The sequence below is a fragment of the Reinekea blandensis MED297 genome, assembly GCF_000153185.1.
Lineage (GTDB): Bacteria > Pseudomonadota > Gammaproteobacteria > Pseudomonadales > Natronospirillaceae > Reinekea > Reinekea blandensis.
Map to the genome: position 1 here is coordinate 387358 of NZ_CH724150.1, position 19076 is coordinate 406433.

General features: G+C 50.6%; 19 protein-coding genes. 7 read left to right on the forward strand and 12 right to left on the reverse strand.

Annotated elements, in window-relative coordinates; all coding sequences use genetic code 11:
• Positions 1-22: 22 nt before the first annotated feature.
• The 5 genes from pgsA to MED297_RS21145 form a co-directional block, all read right to left on the reverse strand.
• On the reverse strand, positions 23-568 hold the full coding sequence (pgsA, locus tag MED297_RS07180; protein ID WP_008043646.1) for a CDP-diacylglycerol--glycerol-3-phosphate 3-phosphatidyltransferase: 546 nt from the start codon (positions 566-568) through the stop codon (positions 23-25).
• 65 nt (positions 569-633) lie between these two features.
• Positions 634-2469: an excinuclease ABC subunit UvrC gene (gene uvrC, locus MED297_RS07185; protein ID WP_008043648.1), complete on the reverse strand. Its 1836-nt coding sequence runs from the start codon at positions 2467-2469 to the stop codon at positions 634-636.
• 27 nt (positions 2470-2496) lie between these two features.
• On the reverse strand, positions 2497-3141 hold the full coding sequence (gene uvrY / locus MED297_RS07190) for a UvrY/SirA/GacA family response regulator transcription factor (protein ID WP_008043650.1): 645 nt from the start codon (positions 3139-3141) through the stop codon (positions 2497-2499).
• Between the two features lie 79 nt (positions 3142-3220).
• Positions 3221-4612: a PhoH family protein gene (locus tag MED297_RS07195; protein ID WP_008043651.1), complete on the reverse strand. Its 1392-nt coding sequence runs from the start codon at positions 4610-4612 to the stop codon at positions 3221-3223.
• Between the two features lie 150 nt (positions 4613-4762).
• A complete protein-coding gene (locus MED297_RS21145) occupies positions 4763-6823 on the reverse strand; it encodes a serine/threonine-protein kinase (RefSeq protein ID WP_008043652.1) in 2061 nt (686 codons plus the stop codon).
• Between the two features lie 88 nt (positions 6824-6911).
• On the opposite strand from MED297_RS21145, the gene MED297_RS07205 reads away from it, so the two are divergent.
• Positions 6912-7289, forward strand: a complete 378-nt coding sequence (locus MED297_RS07205; protein WP_008043653.1) for an FHA domain-containing protein — start codon at positions 6912-6914, stop codon at positions 7287-7289.
• Positions 7290-7335: 46 nt separating this feature from the next.
• Here MED297_RS07205 and MED297_RS07210 read toward each other — a convergent pair whose 3' ends face one another.
• Positions 7336-8277: a DegV family protein gene (locus MED297_RS07210; protein WP_008043654.1), complete on the reverse strand. Its 942-nt coding sequence runs from the start codon at positions 8275-8277 to the stop codon at positions 7336-7338.
• A 117-nt stretch (positions 8278-8394) separates the two neighbouring features.
• On the opposite strand from MED297_RS07210, the gene pabB reads away from it, so the two are divergent.
• On the forward strand, positions 8395-9768 hold the full coding sequence (gene pabB, locus MED297_RS07215) for an aminodeoxychorismate synthase component I (protein ID WP_008043655.1): 1374 nt from the start codon (positions 8395-8397) through the stop codon (positions 9766-9768).
• On the opposite strand, the gene thrH is transcribed toward pabB, so the two are convergent.
• Positions 9765-10382, reverse strand: coding sequence for a bifunctional phosphoserine phosphatase/homoserine phosphotransferase ThrH (gene thrH / locus MED297_RS07220; protein WP_040556727.1), 618 nt, complete (start codon positions 10380-10382; stop codon positions 9765-9767). The genes pabB and thrH overlap by 4 nt on opposite strands.
• 254 nt (positions 10383-10636) lie before the next feature.
• Between thrH and MED297_RS07225 the strand changes: the two genes are divergently transcribed.
• Positions 10637-11362 (forward strand): phosphoadenylyl-sulfate reductase, encoded by a 726-nt coding sequence (locus tag MED297_RS07225; RefSeq protein WP_008043657.1) that lies wholly within the window; start codon positions 10637-10639, stop codon positions 11360-11362.
• Between the two features lie 43 nt (positions 11363-11405).
• On the opposite strand, the gene cysB is transcribed toward MED297_RS07225, so the two are convergent.
• Positions 11406-12380 carry an HTH-type transcriptional regulator CysB gene (gene cysB / locus MED297_RS07230; RefSeq protein WP_008043658.1) on the reverse strand — a complete coding sequence of 325 codons (975 nt, stop codon included), beginning with the start codon at positions 12378-12380 and terminating at the stop codon, positions 11406-11408.
• A gap of 260 nt (positions 12381-12640) precedes the next feature.
• Between cysB and MED297_RS07235 the strand changes: the two genes are divergently transcribed.
• Complete coding sequence (locus MED297_RS07235) at positions 12641-13414, forward strand: sulfite exporter TauE/SafE family protein (RefSeq protein WP_008043659.1); 774 nt, start codon at positions 12641-12643, stop codon at positions 13412-13414.
• 6 nt (positions 13415-13420) lie between these two features.
• Here MED297_RS07235 and MED297_RS07240 read toward each other — a convergent pair whose 3' ends face one another.
• Positions 13421-13858 (reverse strand): hypothetical protein, encoded by a 438-nt coding sequence (locus MED297_RS07240; protein WP_040556728.1) that lies wholly within the window; start codon positions 13856-13858, stop codon positions 13421-13423.
• Between the two features lie 98 nt (positions 13859-13956).
• On the opposite strand from MED297_RS07240, the gene MED297_RS07245 reads away from it, so the two are divergent.
• Entirely contained in the window at positions 13957-15024 is a 1068-nt protein-coding gene (locus tag MED297_RS07245) for a 3-deoxy-7-phosphoheptulonate synthase (RefSeq protein ID WP_040556729.1), read from the forward strand.
• Positions 15025-15162: 138 nt separating this feature from the next.
• Entirely contained in the window at positions 15163-16317 is a 1155-nt protein-coding gene (locus MED297_RS07250; protein WP_008043662.1) for a cation:proton antiporter domain-containing protein, read from the forward strand.
• Here the strand turns inward: MED297_RS07250 and MED297_RS07255 are convergent.
• Positions 16268-17128, reverse strand: coding sequence for an alpha/beta fold hydrolase (locus MED297_RS07255; protein WP_008043663.1), 861 nt, complete (start codon positions 17126-17128; stop codon positions 16268-16270). The genes MED297_RS07250 and MED297_RS07255 overlap by 50 nt on opposite strands.
• 102 nt (positions 17129-17230) lie before the next feature.
• Here MED297_RS07255 and lexA point away from each other — a divergent pair, with 102 nt between their 5' ends.
• A complete protein-coding gene (gene lexA, locus MED297_RS07260; RefSeq protein WP_008043664.1) occupies positions 17231-17833 on the forward strand; it encodes a transcriptional repressor LexA in 603 nt (200 codons plus the stop codon).
• An 89-nt stretch (positions 17834-17922) separates the two neighbouring features.
• Here the strand turns inward: lexA and dnaQ are convergent, their stop codons facing one another.
• Positions 17923-18639 (reverse strand): DNA polymerase III subunit epsilon, encoded by a 717-nt coding sequence (gene dnaQ, locus MED297_RS07265; protein ID WP_008043665.1) that lies wholly within the window; start codon positions 18637-18639, stop codon positions 17923-17925.
• Positions 18636-19076, reverse strand: coding sequence for a ribonuclease HI (gene rnhA, locus MED297_RS07270; protein WP_008043678.1), 441 nt, complete (start codon positions 19074-19076; stop codon positions 18636-18638). The genes dnaQ and rnhA overlap by 4 nt, the downstream gene beginning before the upstream one ends.

The window sequence follows — 19076 nt, forward strand, 5'->3', positions numbered from 1 at the left end:
ACTAAAGAAATATCGCAGAGATCTACTGAGGACGTAAGTCACTCCAAGCAGCTTTCAGATACACGATCATCGACCAGAGGGTTAAGACCGCGGCAACTTGCAACGCCAGAATACCTACGGTTCCCAAGGTTGTTCCAGGAGCCTGACTTAACAGGACCACAATCGCGACCATTTGCACCGCCGTCTTCACTTTGCCGATCATATTGACGGCCACACTCGAACGCTTGCCGACTTCTGCCATCCATTCACGCAATGCGGAGATGACAATTTCGCGGCCAATGATGACAACGGCCGGAATAGTCAACCAGTACGTTTCGTGCCGTTCAACCAGAATCACCAACGCGGCAGCAACAATTAACTTATCAGCTACCGGATCCAGAAAGGCGCCAAAGGGTGTCGTTTGACCCCATTTACGCGCCAGGTACCCGTCGAACCAATCGGTAATGGCCGCGAGCGCAAACAACACCGCCGTAATGGTGTAGGCCCAGTCTGCGGGAATGTAATAAACAACAACACAGACCGGAATCAAAACCAGCCGCAACAGCGTTAGTAAATTTGGGATATTCATGAAACACCTTTGATCGAATTAGCCGCATTATACATTGTCATCCGGCATAGACCACCGGCACTCGATCAGGAAGAATGCAGGAAATCATAGATATCGCGTGCCAATCCTTTCGAAATACCACTGACCTTACTGATCTCATCCACACTCGCTGACTTAACCGCTTGTGCGCTACCGAAATGACGGATCAGTGCACGTCGCCGACCAGGACCCACCTGAGGAATATCATCAAGCAACGAACCGACCCGGGCTTTGCCACGACGAGCACGATGCCCGGTAATCGCAAAGCGGTGTGCTTCATCGCGAATATGTTGAATCAGATGCAGCGCCGGGGAGTGGTTGGGCAACAGGATAACCTGGTCAGGCGTTTCAAAGAACAGCGTTTCCATGCCCGGTTTGCGGGTCTCACCTTTGGCGACCCCCAGCAATGGAATGGCGATACCCAGTTCATTCATCACTTCGCGGGCCATACTCATCTGCCCTTTGCCACCATCGACAATCAACAGATCCGGCATTGCCTGCTCTTCTTTTTGAAGTCGCGAGTATCGACGGGAAATAGCCTGCGTCATGGCGGCATAATCGTCACCTTCGGTAATGCCCTCAATATTAAATTTCCGGTACATGGATTTATTGGGACCTTCCTGATCGAAAACGACGCAGGAGGCAACGGTGGCCTCCCCACTGGAATGAGAAATATCAAAGCATTCCAAACGTTGCGGTAACTGCTCCAGCTCCAGCGCCTCCCGAAGTGCTTCCAAGCGCTGTGTCACCTGAAGTCCATGAGATAAACGCATCTGCAGCTGTTCTGCGGCATTAGTCTCGGCCAACTGCAACCATTTCGCATTTTGCGATCGTACCGAGTGTTGAATCTGGACCGTTCTTCCCATCTGCTCTTTCAGAGCAGCCTCGAGTGAGCCCGCGTCCGGCAACGGTACATTCGTCAGCACCGACCCCGGGCAGTCGCCCTGATGCCGGGCCAGATAATACTGGGCCAGAAAACCCGTCATAATCAGTCGTGCATCGTCCTCAATACCGGGCTTTGGAAAAAAACTTCGGCTGCCGATCATCCGACCATCCCGCACCATCAGGAAATGAATACAGACACCACCAGGCTGCTGCACCACAGCAAACACATCAACATTACCCTTGCTTCCGGAAACATACTGTTGCTCCTGAACCTTCCTAAGAAACAACAGTTGATCACGGTATTCGGCAGCCTGCTCGTAGTCATAGACTTCGGCCGCCTTATCCATTTCGATCTCGATGGTGTCAATCAGCTGCTGGCTTTTGCCATTAAGGAACGCCCGTGTTTTATCGAGATCCTGCTCATACTCTTCCGGGTCGACATAGCCCACACAGGGCGCCTTGCACCGCTTAATCTGATACTGCAAACAGGGCTTTTTACGGTTTTCAAAAACCGAATCTTCGCACTGACGGATACGAAACGCCTTTTGCAATAAGACCAGACTTTCACGTACCGCGTGCGCACTTGGAAACGGACCAAAAAACTCGTCTTTACTGTTTCGTTTGCCCCGATGCACAAAAAGACCCGGCCAGGTGTGACTGCGACTCAGCTTCAGATAAGGGTATGATTTGTCATCGACCAGAAGAATGTTATAGGGCGGCTTATGCCGATTGATCAGCGTCTGCTCGAGCAATAACGCTTCGGTTTCACTGTGCGTAATGGTGGTTTCAATATGGTGGATGCGCTGCACCAGCGCCACCGTCTTATTGGTCAGTCCGCGCCCTCTGAAATAGCTGGCAACCCGGTTTTTAAGGTTTTTGGCTTTGCCGACGTACAGCAAGGTGTCGTCCGCATCGTACATGCGATAGACACCAGGACGGGACGTCAGGTTACGCAAAAAGGCTTTGTGATCGAACGGCTCGTCTTTGGATTCTGTCATAGACCCGAAACTGGAAAATTTTCCGGATTAGACCATTTCCTGAGGCTCAAGCAAACCGTGTCGGATAGCTAGATGCGTTAATTCAACATCACTGCTGACCGATAGCTTTTCAAACACGCGGTAGCGGTAGGTATTGACCGTCTTCGGACTCAGACAGAGCTTATCCGAGATTTCCTGAACTTTTTTACACGAACAGATCATCGTAGCGATTTGCATTTCACGGTCCGACAAATCACTAAAAGGGTTGTCAGAACCATCAAACCGCGTCAAAGCCAGTTTTTGTGCAATCTCAGGGGTAAGATATTTTTGCCCGGCCATCACCGTTTTAATGGCTTGTACCATTTCATCGGTCGAGGCGTCTTTGGTGAGGTATCCCGAGGCGCCGGCCTGCAACAGCCGTGATGGGAATGGGTCTTCACCGCAGGCCGTTACCGCGATGATTTTAACATCTGGCAGAAAACGCTGAATCTTTTTGGTCGCTTCAATGCCGTCCATACCCGGCATCCGTACGTCCATCAACATCACGTCTGGCTCAAATTTTTTCGCCAGTTCAACTGCCTTTTCACCGCTATCTCCTTCAGCTACGACGCGGATTCCCTCCACATCGGACAGTAGCCTGACCAAACCGAATCGGACCAGATCATGGTCATCGATAACAATGATTTCTACCACATTAACCCCCTGACAATCACCCCAAAGCATGATACTTCGGGGAGTGATTGAATGATAGCCCTGTTAGCGCCGTACCACCTTACAAATGTGTCTCGGCATAGGCTGCCAAACGAGATCGGGCAACACCCTGCAAGGTAATGGCGCCTCCATGACGGAAGCCTTTAAAACGCTCACTCATGTACGTCAGCCCCGAACTGGTCGCCCCAAGATAGGGCGTATCAATCTGCGCCAGGTTACCCAGGCACACCACTTTAGTGCCTTCACCTGCCCGCGTTACAATGGTTTTTACCTGGTGCGGCGTGAGGTTTTGAGCTTCATCAACGATGAGAAACGTCTGTTGAAAGCTTCGTCCTCGAACGAAGTTCAGGCTTTTAAACTGCAGCGGCACCCGGGCACCCACATAGTCTTCACTGCTGCTGGGATCGAAATCTTCGGCATGCAACGCTTCCAGGTTGTCGGTAAACGCGCCCAACCAGGGCTGCATTTTCTCGGCTTCGGTACCGGGTAAGAATCCGATGTCTTCGTCCAATCCACGAGTGCTGCGGGTCGCGATGATCCGTTTATAGTCTTTGGTTTCCATGGTCTGTTCCAGCGCACAGGCCAGGGCCATGATCGTTTTCCCACTGCCTGCGGCGCCGTTAATCGCCACCAGATCGATCTCTGGGTCGAACAGCAAGTACATCGACATCGCCTGGAAAAGGTCCCGCGGAACTAGTCCCCAGGCTTTTTGTCGCATGAGTATTCCAGTATTCAGCAATTCTATAGCAACATTTTCGCCATCTTCTTTGTATACCCGACAAACGAACTCGCGATCGTCATAAATAAACTGGTTAACGTAAACCGTTCGCTCGAGGATGGCCTGCAATGTCGATTTTTTCATCACATGATATTTGCCGCCTTCTACTTTCTGCGGCTCAACCTGCTCAATAGCCTCCCAGAAGCTGCCTTCGATGTGATGATAGCCCGTGGCAAGCGATTCCAGATCGCTGATCAGCTGATCGTTGTGATAGTCCTCGGCGGATAAGCCTGTGCCCCGCGCTTTTAAGCGCATGTTGATGTCTTTCGTGACTAACACGACATCACTGTTGTCGCTGCGCCCTTTAAGAACGATCAGGTCGTTGATAATGAGATTATCGTTACTGGATGAAGACAGCCCGGAATGATCTTCATTAGAGGGCATCAGAATGGCAATTTCGCCCTGTTCCGTGCCATCAGGACGCCGGATAGGAACCCCGGCCATAATTTCTTGTGGCGATGCCGGGCCCAGGAGCTCGTCGATTGTGCGCACGGCCTGACGGGCATCCGCCGCCACCGACGACGCGCCGACTTTTAACTTGTCCAGTTCTTCCAGGACGACCATGGGGATGACTACTGAGTGTTCTTCAAATTTAAACACCGCATTCGGATCATGAATCAGAACGTTGGTGTCGAGTGCGTAGGTACGGACATCGGTGTTGGGTGCTTCAGCCATTCGGAACTCCCTTCGGCGAATTGATCAGATTAGGCATTCGAGTGTCGTATAACGGGCCGTTTACCGGTCTTTTTGATACTGGCCTGACTCTGTTTGCTTTCGGACCACCTCCTGTTTCAGCACTCAGTTGGCTTAATATTCAGTATAGAATCAACTGTGTTCATTCACCCATTTATTCAGACTTTTTGCAAAATCGGCAGCCGTTTCAAATCGCTCCTCCGGCTTTTTCTGCAGGGCTTTATTACAGATTCTTACCAGAGACACCGGTACATCGTCATTCAAGGTACGTGGACTTGATTGCTTGGTTTGAGTAATGGCGTAAGCAAGTGCCGGTAGCGTTTCGCCGGCAAACGGCAATTGGCCGGTAATGCATTGATAAAGGGTCACCCCAAGACTGAAAATATCCGTCGCTCCGGTCAGTTTTTCACCACGAATCTGCTCTGGCGACATATAGGACGGACTGCCCAGTACGATACCGGTCTGGGTTTGCTGGACGCCGGCAATGCGGGCAACGCCAAAATCGGTCAGTTTCAGGCGCCGTGTCCGTTCTTCGATAATCATATTGGCGGGCTTAACATCCCGGTGAATGACGTCACTTTCATGAGCATAGGCCAGCGCTTCGGCGGCCTGAGCAATCCAGCTCACCATGGTTTTCAGATCCGTCTGACCAGCGCTAATCACGGCCGACAATGGCTTCCCGATCAACAGGTCCATGGCGATGTAAGCAACATCATGCTCCTCGCCAACATCATAGACCGTCACGATGTTCGGGTGATTCAGCTTGCCAGCCGCTTGTGCCTCACGGAAAAATCGCTGTTTGACCTGCTCTACTTCGTCAACCCCAAGACTTTTCAGATGTACAACCTTTAGAGCCACCTTGCGATGGATTTTCGGGTCTTCCGCCTCGTAGACGATGCCCATAGCCCCACGCCCTAACTCAGACAAAATCCGATAACGTCCGAGACTCAGGTTCTCGACCTGCCCCACCGGCAGTTCACCACCGGACTGAGTGATCGCAACCGTTTTCGATCCATCCACCACGCCTTTGAGCTGCTTGATTCGCTGCTTTGCTGTCGCATGCCCTGGCTCAACGGCCAGGATTTCACGATAACACTCGACCGACTTATCAAACTGACGGTTCCGCTCATAGCCCTGAGCGACCAACTGCCAATGCTCCGCGCACTGCAGGTTGGCACTTTGCTCATCCTTTAAAAAGCGAAACGCGGCTTCCGGCTTACCCTCGTCAAGCAGATGGCTGATCCAGAGCCTGGCGACATCACCATGCCGTGCGCGAACGCCGGCAATGATCTGATTCATCCGGCGGGATCGCGAATACCATATCCAGGCAAAAAACGGTGATAACAGTGGTAAGAGCACGGGATAGAACCAGGAGTACTGAAACTGAAAGCCAACCAGCAAAGCTACATTGACCACGACCAGACTGATGACTGACAAGTAAATCCGCCGGGTACGATCAAAGAACAACCACGGCAGCAAAGTCATCAGGGCCGCTGCACTCATTGAAACGATCGTCACAACTGACCAGTGTTGATTGTTTAACGCCCAGAGCTCACGCAGAAATTGCTGCCCGAGTTGGGCATCGCTGGAAATCTGAACATCGAACAACTCATCTTGACCGACCTGTATGGGCTCCGGAGCCTCAGATGCAAATAAATACAATCCACCAAAGGGGTCCAACGGAACTCGGTAAAACCCGGACTGCACCTGCCAGAACTGAACATCGGTCTTACCGTGTGCCCTCACCAGTATCTGGTCGAGATAAGTACGCTCGTCGGTACGATATACCAGTCGTTTATAGCTGTTATCAGCCGGGCGCCAAAGACCGGAGGAGGACTGTTCGGTCACGATGTCACGCGGCACACTCAACCCGTGCATAAAAGTCAGTACCTGTTGCCGAGGCAGCGGTAAATCATCGATCGCGTCACTGACGGAAAGTTCTGCGTTATAGGCGCTTAAGTTTCGGGCCAGACCACCAGGCCAGACCACCGAAAGCGTTTGAGCGGGCTGATTTTCCAACAACTGGTAGCGGATGCCACTGTTGCCGGCAGTTGACGTAAGCCCCCACAACTGCTGGGCAACCGGCGCATAGGCAGACTGCAACCAGGGAAAGGATACGAAGACCAAAAACAGCGCAACGACCCAGCCGGGGATGATCCGCAGGAACAAAAACTGAGCGAAGGCTTTCACCATTGTGTTAACAACTTATCAACGTTCATGACAGAATACTGGTAATCTATACCTGAAATGATGAGCCAATGGCAACCGCAGGAGACCGGAAATGCCAATTCTGATGCAAATTAAAGACGACATTGTACAAAACAAGTTTCCGCTGGAAGAGAAGACTGTCTCTATCGGCCGCGGAACGGACAATGATATTCAGCTGGACGACAAAACCGTATCGGCGAATCATGCCTGGCTTGAGTTTCTGCCAGGGGATGATGGACAACCCGGATCCTATCGACTGATCGATTTAAAAAGCACGAACGGTTCGTTTGTAAACGAAAAAAAGATTACCGAACAAGACGTACGGCACAACGACGTACTGCGCATCGGTTTCGTCAGCTTTAAGTTTGTTGACGAAAATGAACACCGCTTTGAGGAAACCTCTAAGGTGCACAAAAGCTGGATCCCCGGCGTGTACTACACGAAAGACTGAAATGCTAAACGACAGGGCCTGGACAGCAATGCCAGGCCCAAACCGCTTACTCAAACGCATGCTCTTCTGCGGCCAAAGCCAATGACACGGCACCCGGCCCTAAGTTCAAACCACTGGTCAATCCCATAACACAGGTGATCAGGTTAACTCCCTCTTCATCCGCTGCTCGTTTTAACTCGTCGAACGCCGGATACTGAGCCAGCTCTGACTCATCCCCCGCCACACTGACGATAACATACGGTGTCAGCAGCCCTTTCTTGATGCGCTCAGCGGCGTATTCAAATAATTTCTCGACGGCATTGTCGAAGCCTCTCGCCTTGCCGACTGGCGCAGTTTCATCATTATTGGCTCGGATTATCGGCTTAATGTCGAGTGACTTCGCCACCAGAGCACCCAGCATGCCCAGACTCTTCTCTCCTCGCTTTCGAGCACGCTCGCGAATATAGGCTACATCGGGCGGAATGGCGTAGGCATAAATCCGGGATTTAAAGGCGTCAGCCAAACGCACAATGTCCTGTCTGCTTTTACCAGCCTGAATCAGATCCGACGTAAACACCGCTAACAAGCCCTGTCCGGTAAACAAGGTCGATGAGTTCATAATGCGCATGCCGAAATGAGTATCCAACTCTCCAGCGTCCTTCAACTTACGATAACTGGCCAACACGTCCGGCTGAGCGTCTGTGCAGTTCTGGAAAATCTGAGACCGTTTCTGACTGACCGTTTGCACCAAGGCAAAATCATGGTTTGGCACAATGGTCTCCATGATCAGGTGGTGCATCTGTTCGCTGCTAAACGGTATTGACTCAGCTTCATGATCCAGAGAAAGCAAATCTTCCTGATAAAAGTTCAACAGGGTTGCGGGGTCTTTGTCGTCAGTGTACAGATCGCCATCCACATTAATGGAGATGGGGAACAGTTTTATCCCTCGTTCGTCAAGAAAGGTTTTCGGTAGGTCACAGGCTGAGTCTACAACTAAGGCGATGCTCATCGATGAAATTACCTATTATTATCGTTATCATCGTCATCCTAAAGTCAGTTGGTGAAGGGCGCAACCGCTGTCACAGACTGACAGTGATTATCTGTGCTGATCAAAGGCTGACCATTCTTGCTGACCATCGAACTGCCCTACTCTGAATCTTCCTGGTTTTATCTGAATCTTGTTGCTGACTGGCCTGATCTGATCTGGTACCACAGTGGCGCAGGCGTTCGTGATGTCGAATGGATCTCCGCGTATCCGGAAATCCGGTTTGAGTATTTGGGCGATGACGTCACCCGACTTACCCATTCGGATCAATCAGTACACGAAGTGTCCGGCGATTTTTTCTCAACACTCAAACACAGCCTACCTGTGCTTGAAGGATGTGATGACGCCCCTTTTACCGGCGGGTTGGCAGGCCATTTGAGTTATGACCTCGGACTGGAGCTGCTCGACATAAAGAGCCGCCACCCTCGCACGCCGATGCCCCTTGCTGTGGCTGGGCTCTATCTTTGGAGTCTGCAGATCGATCACGCCCGTAAAGTCGCCACGCTCTACATGCAACAGAGCTGCAGCACCGAGACAACTCGCCGTCTGGAACAACTGGTCGATCAACTGCAGAGCACGGCATCGACAACAGCCTACCTTTCCTGCCCGTCTTTCGAGCAATGGCACAGTCAGATGGATCGCCCCGACTACGAACAGGCCTTTATGCGACTGAAACAGTACATCGTCGACGGAGACATCTATCAAGCGAATCTGACCCGTCAATGGCAATGCGATGTCCCGACGGCCGCACCACTGGCCGATTTAGCGATTTACCGCCAGTTAACCGATGCCATGCCAGCTCCGTTCTCAATGTTCCATCGATGCCCCAGTCATAGTCTGTTAAGTGTTTCACCAGAGCGCTTCATACGGATCAACGGCACTCAAATGCTGACACAACCGATCAAAGGAACCCGCCCCCGTGGCCAAACACCGAAAGACGATCAAATGCTGGCGAACACCCTGTTAAACAGCGAAAAAGACCGTGCAGAAAACCTTATGATTGTCGATTTACTGCGCAATGACTTGGCCCGTCACGCTCAACCGGGCACGGTGAAAGTCGACCAGTTGTTTGAAGTGCAGAGCTTTCCGAATGTTCATCACCTTGTCAGCACCATCAGCGCAACGCGCAAGACAACCAGTCACGCATTGGACATTCTTCGCGATGCCTTTCCCGGCGGCTCCATTACCGGAGCACCCAAAAAACGGGCCATGGAAATCATTGATGAGCTGGAGACAGGTCACAGAGCCAACTATTGTGGCAGCGGCTTTTATGTGAACGCTCAGGGGGATTTGGACAGCAGTATTCTGATTCGCACCATGACACTGGCAGATGGTCAATTAAGTTGTCACGGCGGTGGTGGGATTGTGCATGACAGCACGATGACCGAAGAGTTCGAAGAAAGCGCCGTTAAGGTACGGCGCTTAATGCAGACGCTATCAACATCATCTGATTAGGGAGCCAGTTTTCGCTCGCTGGCCTTTAAGAACTCAGCTTTTAAAGCATCGTAGCCCCTCACGGCCGGAAACTCGGGAAACTCCGCGATGACGTTATCCGGAGCATTAAACAATATCCCCGCATCGGCTTCTTTCAACATTGTCGTATCGTTGTACGAATCCCCGGCTGCGATACAGCGGTAATTCAGTGAGTGGAATGCCTTAATTGACGTGCGCTTCGGATCTTTCTGACGTAGCCGGTAATCGGTAATTTCACCGCTTTCAGACACTTCCAGCTTGTGGCACAGCAACGTTGGGAAACCCAGTTGACGCATCAGTGGCTGGGCAAACTCGTAAAAGGTATCGGAAAGAATCACCACCTGAAACCGTTCACGCAGCCAATCGATGAACTCACCCGCACCCGGCAAGGGTGACAGCGTGGCGATAACTTCCTGAATTTCATTCAATCCCAGATCATGCGCCTTCAGAATCGCCAGTCGCTGTTTCATCAAAACATCGTAATCCGGTATGTCCCGGGTGGTGGCTTTGAGTTCTTCAATTCCGGTTTTTTCAGCAAAGGCGATCCAGATTTCCGGAATCAGTACCCCTTCCAGATCAAGGCAGGCTAGTTCCACGCATTTCTCCATTCACTAAGTTTAAAACTGCTAATGTATCACCGTGCCGATCGCTGACAAACCCGATTAATGCATCGCTGTATTGCCGACAACCGGCGTGACATGCGATGTTCCACGCATTCCACGTGGAACACACCATGTTCCACGTTATTCTTAATGGTTCTGTAATAACCATATCTTATTCAGTTATTTTCGAGGTTGGTGCCGATCATGATAAATTGCCCGCCAATTGACTTTCTGTCTGAGACCTACTTATGACAACACTTTCAGAACTCCAACTCGAACTCAGTGCCAAGTCCCCTCGCGATATTCTTAAGCGTGCATTGGCTGATTACGAGCAAATTGCTGTCTCGTTCAGCGGCGCCGAGGACGTCGTTCTCGTGGATATGATCAGTAAGCTGTCGGACGCGCCCAAAGTTTTCACGCTCGATACCGGCCGACTGCACCCGGAAACCTACCGGTTTCTGGACCGCGTTCGTCAGCATTATCAGATAAAACTCGAGGTGTACACGCCAGATGCGACCGCATTGGAGCCCTTCGTGGCAGAAAAGGGCTTGTTCAGCTTTTACCAGGACGGGCATGGTGAATGTTGTGGCATCCGTAAAATCGAGCCACTGAAACGCGCATTGTCCGGGCTGGATGCTTGGATAACCGGACAACGAAAAGACCAGAGCCCGGGTACACGCTCGACGATCCCTGTAGTCCAGGCCGATCCCGCCTTTACCGGCCGGGGCGAGACATTGGTTAAGTTTAATCCATTGGCCAATTGGTCATCCGAGGATGTCTGGAACTACATTCGGATGATGGAAATTCCCTACAACCCATTGCATGAGCAAGGTTTTAAAAGCATTGGTTGCGAACCCTGCACCAAAGCCACCCTGCCCAATCAACATGAGCGAGAAGGACGTTGGTGGTGGGAAGAAGCGACGAAGAAGGAGTGTGGTCTCCATTCAGGCAACGAGACCACACTGGAAAGTTAAGCGCATTTTTCTGAACACGAGCTGCCGGCCGTGCTTGTAAGCATTAATAGGTCGGCAGCGGCGTGTTCTTAAACAGTTCTTCCAGATCGTGGCGACTGTGACAGGCCATTGCTTCTTCAATGACGGCTTTGGTAAGATGCGGTGCAAACCGCTCAATAAACCGATACTGAAAACCGCGCAGAAACGTACCCTTACGCATACCGATTTTAGTAATACTGGCTTCAAATAAATGGCTGGCGTCGATACTCACCAGATCTCGGTCTGTTTCCGGATCAATAGCCATATGAGCCAGAATGCCGACCCCTAAACCGAGACGAACATAGGTTTTAATAACATCGGCATCCGTCGCGGTAAATACCACTCTCGGTTTCAGATCTTTATCAATAAAAGCATCGTCAAGCTTAGACCGACCCGTAAACCCGAACACATAGGTGACTATGGGATAGCTGGCAACATCATCTAACGTTAACGTCCCCTTTTGCGCTAATGGATGATCTCTGGGAACAACAATGGATCGATTCCAGCGATAACAAGGCATCATGACCAGATCTGAAAAATGATCCATGCCCTCGGTGGCTATGGCCATATCTACTGTGCCATCGGCCGCCATTTCTGCGATCTGCATGGGCGTGCCCTGATGCATGTGCAACGACACATCCGGATAATCATGAATAAAGCCCTCAATAACATTCGGCAACGCATATCGGGCTTGCGTATGAGTCGTGGCAATACTCAGACTGCCTTTCTTATCATTGCTGTACTCTTGAGCAATCTGCTTGATGGAATCAACTTTGCCCAGAATTTCGCCAGCAACTTTGAGTACCGCCTCCCCCGCCGGAGTAATGCGAGTTAAATGTTTTCCCGACCGAGCAAAAATCTCGATACCCAACTCATCTTCCAACAGCCGGATCTGTTTACTGATCCCCGGTTGAGAGGTATACAGAACTTGTGCCGTCGCGCTGACATTCAGATCGTGATGGGCGACTTCCCAAATGTATTTGAGTTGCTGAAGTTTCATTAACTGAATCCCTTACCGAGTTTTAGGGTCCCTGACAGCGTCCAAGCCGCTGTCACCGGCCCCATCTGAGTACATCAAACTGTCACAGCGTTTCCCTAGCGTTGAGAGCAGTTGCTTGGGCGGGCTGTTCGCCTCGAGTGTACATAAATCATGCGAGCCTCTGCAAATCGGTTATATAAATATTATTAAGTATTCTTTTTAGAAATAGCTAATAACCGTTAGATTGACGCTGCATCTTAATTTATGACGTTTTGAATCGTATGGAAATCCTTTTTTTAATCTTGACCGGCGCCGTAGTTGGGCTGGTTGTAGGCATCACCGGAGTTGGCGGCGGCGCGTTGATGACGCCGGTTTTGCTGATGTTCGGATTTCCCGCGCACATCGCAATCGGCACGGACCTTTGGTTTGCCGCCCTAACCAAGTCCGGCGGATTGATTGCGCACCAGAAAAAAGGGCACATTCGCTGGTCTATTGTATTGAATCTGGCGGCCGGTTCCCTGCCTGCCGCGGTGCTCACCGGACTGGCTCTGACATTTTGGTTTGGATCCGCGGAGAACTATGCATCCCTGCTAAAAACGGCACTTGGGTTCATGTTGATCCTGACCTCCATTGTCTTAATTTTCCGAAGTCGACTGACCCGCCATTATGGACGTCGTTCAAATAACTTAATTGCAAGAAAGTTCTCGATCAAACTGCTATTAGCCGGGGCGGCACTGGGCAGCCTTGTGACGCTGAGCAGCGTAGGCGCGGGCGCCATTGGTACCGCCGTGCTGATGCTTATGTTTCCGTACCTGATCCCCAAGCAAGTGGTCGGAACGGACATTGCACATGCGGTACCCCTGACCGTCATTGCCGGTGCTGTACACCTCTATTTGGGCAATGTAGATTTCCAACTGTTAGGGGCGCTGCTGATGGGATCATTACCAGCCATCTATGTCGGTTCCGCGCTCTCCGGAAAGATCCCAAGCCGATTGATGCAGCCGGTACTGGCGACCCTGTTGATGCTGCTCGGAATGAAGTACGCGATCTTTTAGAAGTCGTCAGGTACCAAACAGAGAAAAGCCACGCGTACCTTTGATTCTGGATTCAATGATCATGCGATTGACCGCCGAAATATCGCAGCGGATATAGATCGGGTCACGCTCAGACCCCTTAATGGTCAGATTAATAAAAACGGTGTGCACCTTGAGTTCGGGATTGTATCTTGAAGACCGTTGATCAAACCGGGTAAGCAACAGATTTCGACCAAACTCTGCCGAAGCCTTTTGCCGGCATACCTCAATCGCAACCTGCTGACTGACTTCCGCTCGCCCTTCTGGAAGCTCCCCACGGCCATTCAGCACATCCCATATCGTGACCCGATAACTCCCGTTTGTCGCGACAAACTCTTCAATCGCCATAGCGAGTCCTACTACAAACGCGGCAATGATGAATGAAGGGACGATTACTGTCTTAAAAACACCTTTCTGTTTAGCCAAAACGCCTTCCTGTAAACTTTTTTGTACATCTTGTAATCATTTATTTACCACTTTATCATCGCTCTACCAAGCCAATGAATCACCTTAAAGCAGAAATCATGTCACAAATTGAAAACCTTAATATCGCCCGTCAGGAATTACTGACTACGCCTGCCGACATTAAAAAAGAACTTCCGGTCTCGGAAGCCGCCACTCATACCATAGCAGAAGGACGGAAAGCCGTTCGAAAAATTCTGGACCGTGAAGACCCTCGCTTGATTGTTGTCATCGGCCCCTGCTCTATCCATGACCCAGTCGCTGCGATGGATTATGCCAAACGCCTGAAAGCGCTGAGCGACGAAGTTGATGATACCCTGTTAATTGTCATGCGGGTCTATTTCGAAAAACCACGGACCACAACCGGTTGGAAAGGCCTCATCAACGACCCACACATGAATGATACCTTTGCCATTGAGGAAGGTCTCCATCTGGGGCGCAAACTCTTGCTCGATATCTCTGAGCTTGGCCTGCCGACGGCGACCGAAGCGCTCGACCCGATTTCGCCGCAGTACCTCCAGGATTTGATCAGCTGGTCGGCCATCGGTGCGCGAACAACGGAAAGCCAAACTCACCGTGAAATGGCCAGTGGCCTGACCTCTGCGGTCGGGTTTAAAAACGGCACCGACGGCAGTCTTGATGTTGCCATCAATGCACTCAAGAGCGTTTCAGCACCACATAATTTTCTTGGTATAAACCAACAAGGCCAAGTGTCTGTTATATCAACAAAAGGTAATGCCTACGGCCATGTAGTACTGCGAGGGGGCGACGGCAAACCAAATTATGATTCGGTTTCAGTCTCCGTTTGCGAAGAACAACTTCAGAAAGCGGGCATCACTCCTAACATCATGGTCGATTGTTCGCACGCGAACTCAAATAAAGACCACAACCTTCAACCTCTGGTGGCCGACAACGTTGCCAATCAGATCATGGAAGGTAATGAATCGATAATCGGCGTTATGATCGAAAGCAATCTGGTCGAAGGCAATCAGAAAATCCCTGCTGAACTATCAGAGCTCACTTATGGCCAATCGGTCACCGACGCCTGCATTTCATGGGAATCGACTGAAACATTGCTGCGCTCCATGCGCACAAAAATAAAAGCGTCATTAGCCAAGCGGACTCAGTAAAGTCCAATATGCTAGCCCGGGCAAGTAGCCTCAACTGAGGCTGCCTGCGATTTATCCCATCCAGAACGGGGGTGATTTTTTTCTTCTCACCACCTAATCTGTCATTATGTTTACGACTCAGACTCCTGTCAGGCGGTTATGTTTTTCTCATTTTTTCTGATTTTCAGTGGCGCGGCAGCCTTAGCCACGGTGGCGCTCTACACGCGTCAGCCATTGCTCATTGCTTATATTTTTTTAGGTGTTCTGACCGGCCCTTACGGATTTGGAGTCCTAGAAGATACCGATCTGCTGGGCGACATATCGGAAATCGGCATTATCTTTCTGTTATTTCTTTTAGGTCTCGACATGCAGCTGTCGAACCTGCTGACCACGATGCGAAAGAGCTTACTCGTGGGTGTATTGAGTTGCGTGTGTTTTGCCGGATGTGGTTTTTTCGTCACACTCCTACTCGGCTTCCACACTCTCGAAGCCATGATCATTGGGCTTTGCCTGATGTTTTCCAGCACCATTATCGGCATCAAACTGTTACCCACGACTGTGCTGCACCATCGACACGCGGGCGAACTGATGGTGGGGATTCTGCTCATTCAGGACTTCATTGCGATCCTGGTGCTGTTAGCCATTGAAAGTCTGGGTAAAGAGTCCATCGACGCGCTGACCTTTATCCAGCCACTACTCATGCTACCCATCTTAATCGGCGCAACCCTTGCGGCCGTTAAATGGATCATTCTTCCGCTATTGACTCGATTTGACCGGTTTCATGAATACATTTTCCTGTTGACTATCGGGTGGTGCCTGGGTATCGGCGAAGTTGCCAAACTGATGGGACTGTCTCATGAAATTGGCGCTTTTATCGCGGGCATCAGCCTGGCCAGCAGCCCCATTGCGCAGTTTATTGCGCTCAACCTTAAACCGTTGCGAGACTTTTTCCTGATTCTGTTCTTCTTCACTCTCGGCGCTCAGCTCAACATCGGCGTACTAAGCACCGTATGGTTACCTATGGTGTTGCTCACGATCCTGATTCTCGCTGGCAAACCAATCGTGTTCCGCTTTCTGCTGCATCGCCTGAGCGAGTCGAATCATCTGGCCTGGGATATCGGTTTTAGGCTGGGGCAAATATCGGAGTTTTCGCTACTGGTGACCTTTCTTGCACAAGGTTCAGGCCTGCTGTCGGAACGCGCGGCGGTTTTAGTGCAGTCGACGGCCATCGCGACCTTCGCGCTTTCCAGTTATATCATCGTTTTTAACTTTCAGAACCCAATTGCTGTTTCAGATCGTTTAAGACGGGATTAACAAATCCTGAGACGTCAGCAGAACTCAATGCCGCCTGTGCGTTGACGCGATGCGTGCGCGCCTTAGTACCCAGCAGCCGATGCGCTTTGCGTTCGAATCGTGCTGATGTGCACAACCAGAATATGCGATGCGACCGTGATTGCAATTCCGCTATCAGAGGCTTTAACTGCTTCCTGCGATAACGGGAAAACCAGGCGGCTTCTTTTAATAACTCTATGAACAACGACGCCGGCTCATGTTCTCCGGCTCGATTACTGACCCATTGACGACCCAGTAATCGAGTTCGGTTCTTAAGTCTGACGAAGGGTATCCAGTAGCGCCTGGCTGGCTTGATGCACTGCGCATCAACCAGCACAAACTTCGACACCGCATCGATCTGTGGCATCGCCCGCAGAACCATTTGCGCACCGTAACCCGCCGAGACCACACTTAACTGACCGCCACGGGACTTTTCCTGAATAAACTCAACGACGGCTGGAAGATCGGTTGCGGCCATTTCGCTGAGCGTATTGGAATGAACATCGCGATTATGTTTTGAAGAGCCGTGACCACGCCAGTCAAACAGCCAGATTGAGTATCCCTCATTCAGCAATGCTGAAATCACTTGTTGATTCGCGCCATCATCCATCCATTGCCAATGGCTATCAAAGACATCGTGCACAAACAAAAAGGCATCCGATCCGGAGTTATCCTTGGCAGCATGTAGATGCAGAACAGCGACCTCAACGGAGCGATCCTGGCTGCGATTGTGTTTCACAGAATAAAGATCTTCAAAATAGGTACCCCGATGTTCGGCTGAAACCAGCTCCACGGGGAAAAGTTCACTACTGCTTTTCAATTGATAATTACCCTTTACACATTACATTAGCTGTATATAATCACAGATACTGTATATATTAACAGGCGATAGGTTATGGAAAAACTCACAGCAAGACAACAACAGGTTCTGGATGTCATCAAAGATAACATCGAGGATACCGGCTATCCGCCAACACGGGCGGAAATTGCAAAAACACTGGGGTTTAAATCACCAAATGCCGCTGAAGAGCACATCAAGGCACTGGCTCGTAAAGGGTATATCGAAATAGTCCAGGGAGCCAGCCGTGGTATTCGCTTGCCTGAGTCAGAATCCGGATTACCTGTCGTTGGACGGGTCGCTGCGGGCTCACCGGTATTGGCTGAAGAACATGTCGCCGAATATGTGGATTTGCCAAAAGGACTGTTTCACCCGACCGCAGATTTTTTACTGCAGGTTCAAGGCCTCAGTATGAAAAATATCGGCATTCTCGAAGATGATCTCATCGCTGTTCATAAAACAGACCGGGTCAGAAACGGCGACATTGTCGTGGCACGTGTGGGCGACGATGTCACCGTAAAGCGCTATGAAAAGAAAGGCCACACTGTGACGCTCTACCCTGAAAATGATGATTTTGAACCCATTCAGGTTAATCTGCGCGAAGAAGATTTTGCGATTGAAGGCCTGTATGTTGGTGTGATCCGACGTTCAATTCACTGAGGTCATATGCTCAGGTTTCCAGCTTTTAGGGGCCTGAGCAAATCCGTTTGCATCAGATCATTCTAGCGACCGCAAAAAACCAGTGCTTGTTATGGCCAACGAACATCTTTTCCTGACTTTTCAGCCAGCATATCGATAAAGGCTTCATGTGCAGCCAGCTCTGCCGACGACGGCTGGACAGTGATAAGATGCCCACCTGAATCATCCAGAGCAGAAACATCCACCGCCTGATCGCTGCTGCCGGACTCAGAGCTGTCATCAAGAATCAACGCCGTCTGCCCACCGGTTAGCATCAGATACACGTCAGCCAGAATTTCCGAGTCAAGCAAGGCCCCGTGTAAGGTCCGATGGGAGTTATCAATCCCATAACGTTTACACAGCGCATCCAATGACACTTTGGACCCCGGATGTTTGTCTCTGGCTACTTTCAAGGTATCAAGAACGCCACAAACCGTTTCCAGCTTCTCAAACGGTTCTCTCTGCTCTTGAGCAAATCGCTCGAACTCAGCATTCAGAAAGCCCATGTCGAACGCAGCGTTGTGAATGACCAGTTCGGCACCTTCCAGCCATGTCCATAACTCAACGGCTATATCACGAAACTTAGGACTGTCTTTCACTTTGTCATTGTCAATCCCGTGAACCGCAACGACTTCGTCAGGAATATCACGTTCTGGATTGATGTAATAATGGAAGTGCCGTCCGGTTAGCTTTCGGTCAACCATTTCAACACAACCCACTTCCACGATGCGGTCACCTTTGGTCGGATTCAGACCAGTGGTTTCTGTATCCAATACAACTTGTCTCATTGCCTTACCATCTCATCCATCGCCTGGTTGGCGAGTTCATCCGCTATTTCATTGTATTTATGACCTGCGTGTCCTTTTACCCAATGCCAATTCACCTCGTGTTTTGACATCAGACTGTCCAGACGCTGCCATAAATCCTGATTTTTAACGGGTTTTTTCCCCGCGGTTTTCCAACCATTCTTTTTCCAATTATGGATCCATTGAGTGATGCCCTGCTGAACGTACTTGGAATCAGTATAGAGATCGACGGTTACCGCCTGCTTCAGCGCTTCCAAGCCCTCAATGGCTGCGAGCAGCTCCATTCGATTATTGGTTGTCTCAGGTTCAGAGCCTTTTAGCTTTTTTTCGTGATCGCCATAGATTAAGACAGCTCCCCACCCACCAGGGCCGGGATTGCCACGGCAACCACCGTCCGTATATAGAGTTACGGTTTTCAT

Bases quoted from the DNA above. Each gene is read 5' to 3' on its own strand.
- pgsA (WP_008043646.1), bottom strand. From the start codon at position 568: ATGAATATCCCAAATTTACTAACGCTGTTGCGGCTGGTTTTGATTCCG.
- uvrC (WP_008043648.1), bottom strand. From the start codon at position 2,469: ATGACAGAATCCAAAGACGAGCCGTTCGATCACAAAGCCTTTTTGCGT.
- MED297_RS07195 (WP_008043651.1), bottom strand. From the start codon at position 4,612: ATGGCTGAAGCACCCAACACCGATGTCCGTACCTACGCACTCGACACC.
- MED297_RS21145 (WP_008043652.1), bottom strand. From the start codon at position 6,823: ATGGTGAAAGCCTTCGCTCAGTTTTTGTTCCTGCGGATCATCCCCGGC.
- MED297_RS07205 (WP_008043653.1), top strand. From the start codon at position 6,912: ATGCCAATTCTGATGCAAATTAAAGACGACATTGTACAAAACAAGTTT.
- MED297_RS07210 (WP_008043654.1), bottom strand. From the start codon at position 8,277: ATGAGCATCGCCTTAGTTGTAGACTCAGCCTGTGACCTACCGAAAACC.
- MED297_RS07225 (WP_008043657.1), top strand. From the start codon at position 10,637: ATGACAACACTTTCAGAACTCCAACTCGAACTCAGTGCCAAGTCCCCT.
- cysB (WP_008043658.1), bottom strand. From the start codon at position 12,380: ATGAAACTTCAGCAACTCAAATACATTTGGGAAGTCGCCCATCACGAT.
- MED297_RS07235 (WP_008043659.1), top strand. From the start codon at position 12,641: ATGGAAATCCTTTTTTTAATCTTGACCGGCGCCGTAGTTGGGCTGGTT.
- MED297_RS07245 (WP_040556729.1), top strand. From the start codon at position 13,957: ATGTCACAAATTGAAAACCTTAATATCGCCCGTCAGGAATTACTGACT.
- MED297_RS07250 (WP_008043662.1), top strand. From the start codon at position 15,163: ATGTTTTTCTCATTTTTTCTGATTTTCAGTGGCGCGGCAGCCTTAGCC.
- lexA (WP_008043664.1), top strand. From the start codon at position 17,231: ATGGAAAAACTCACAGCAAGACAACAACAGGTTCTGGATGTCATCAAA.
- dnaQ (WP_008043665.1), bottom strand. From the start codon at position 18,639: ATGAGACAAGTTGTATTGGATACAGAAACCACTGGTCTGAATCCGACC.
- rnhA (WP_008043678.1), bottom strand. From the start codon at position 19,076: ATGAAAACCGTAACTCTATATACGGACGGTGGTTGCCGTGGCAATCCC.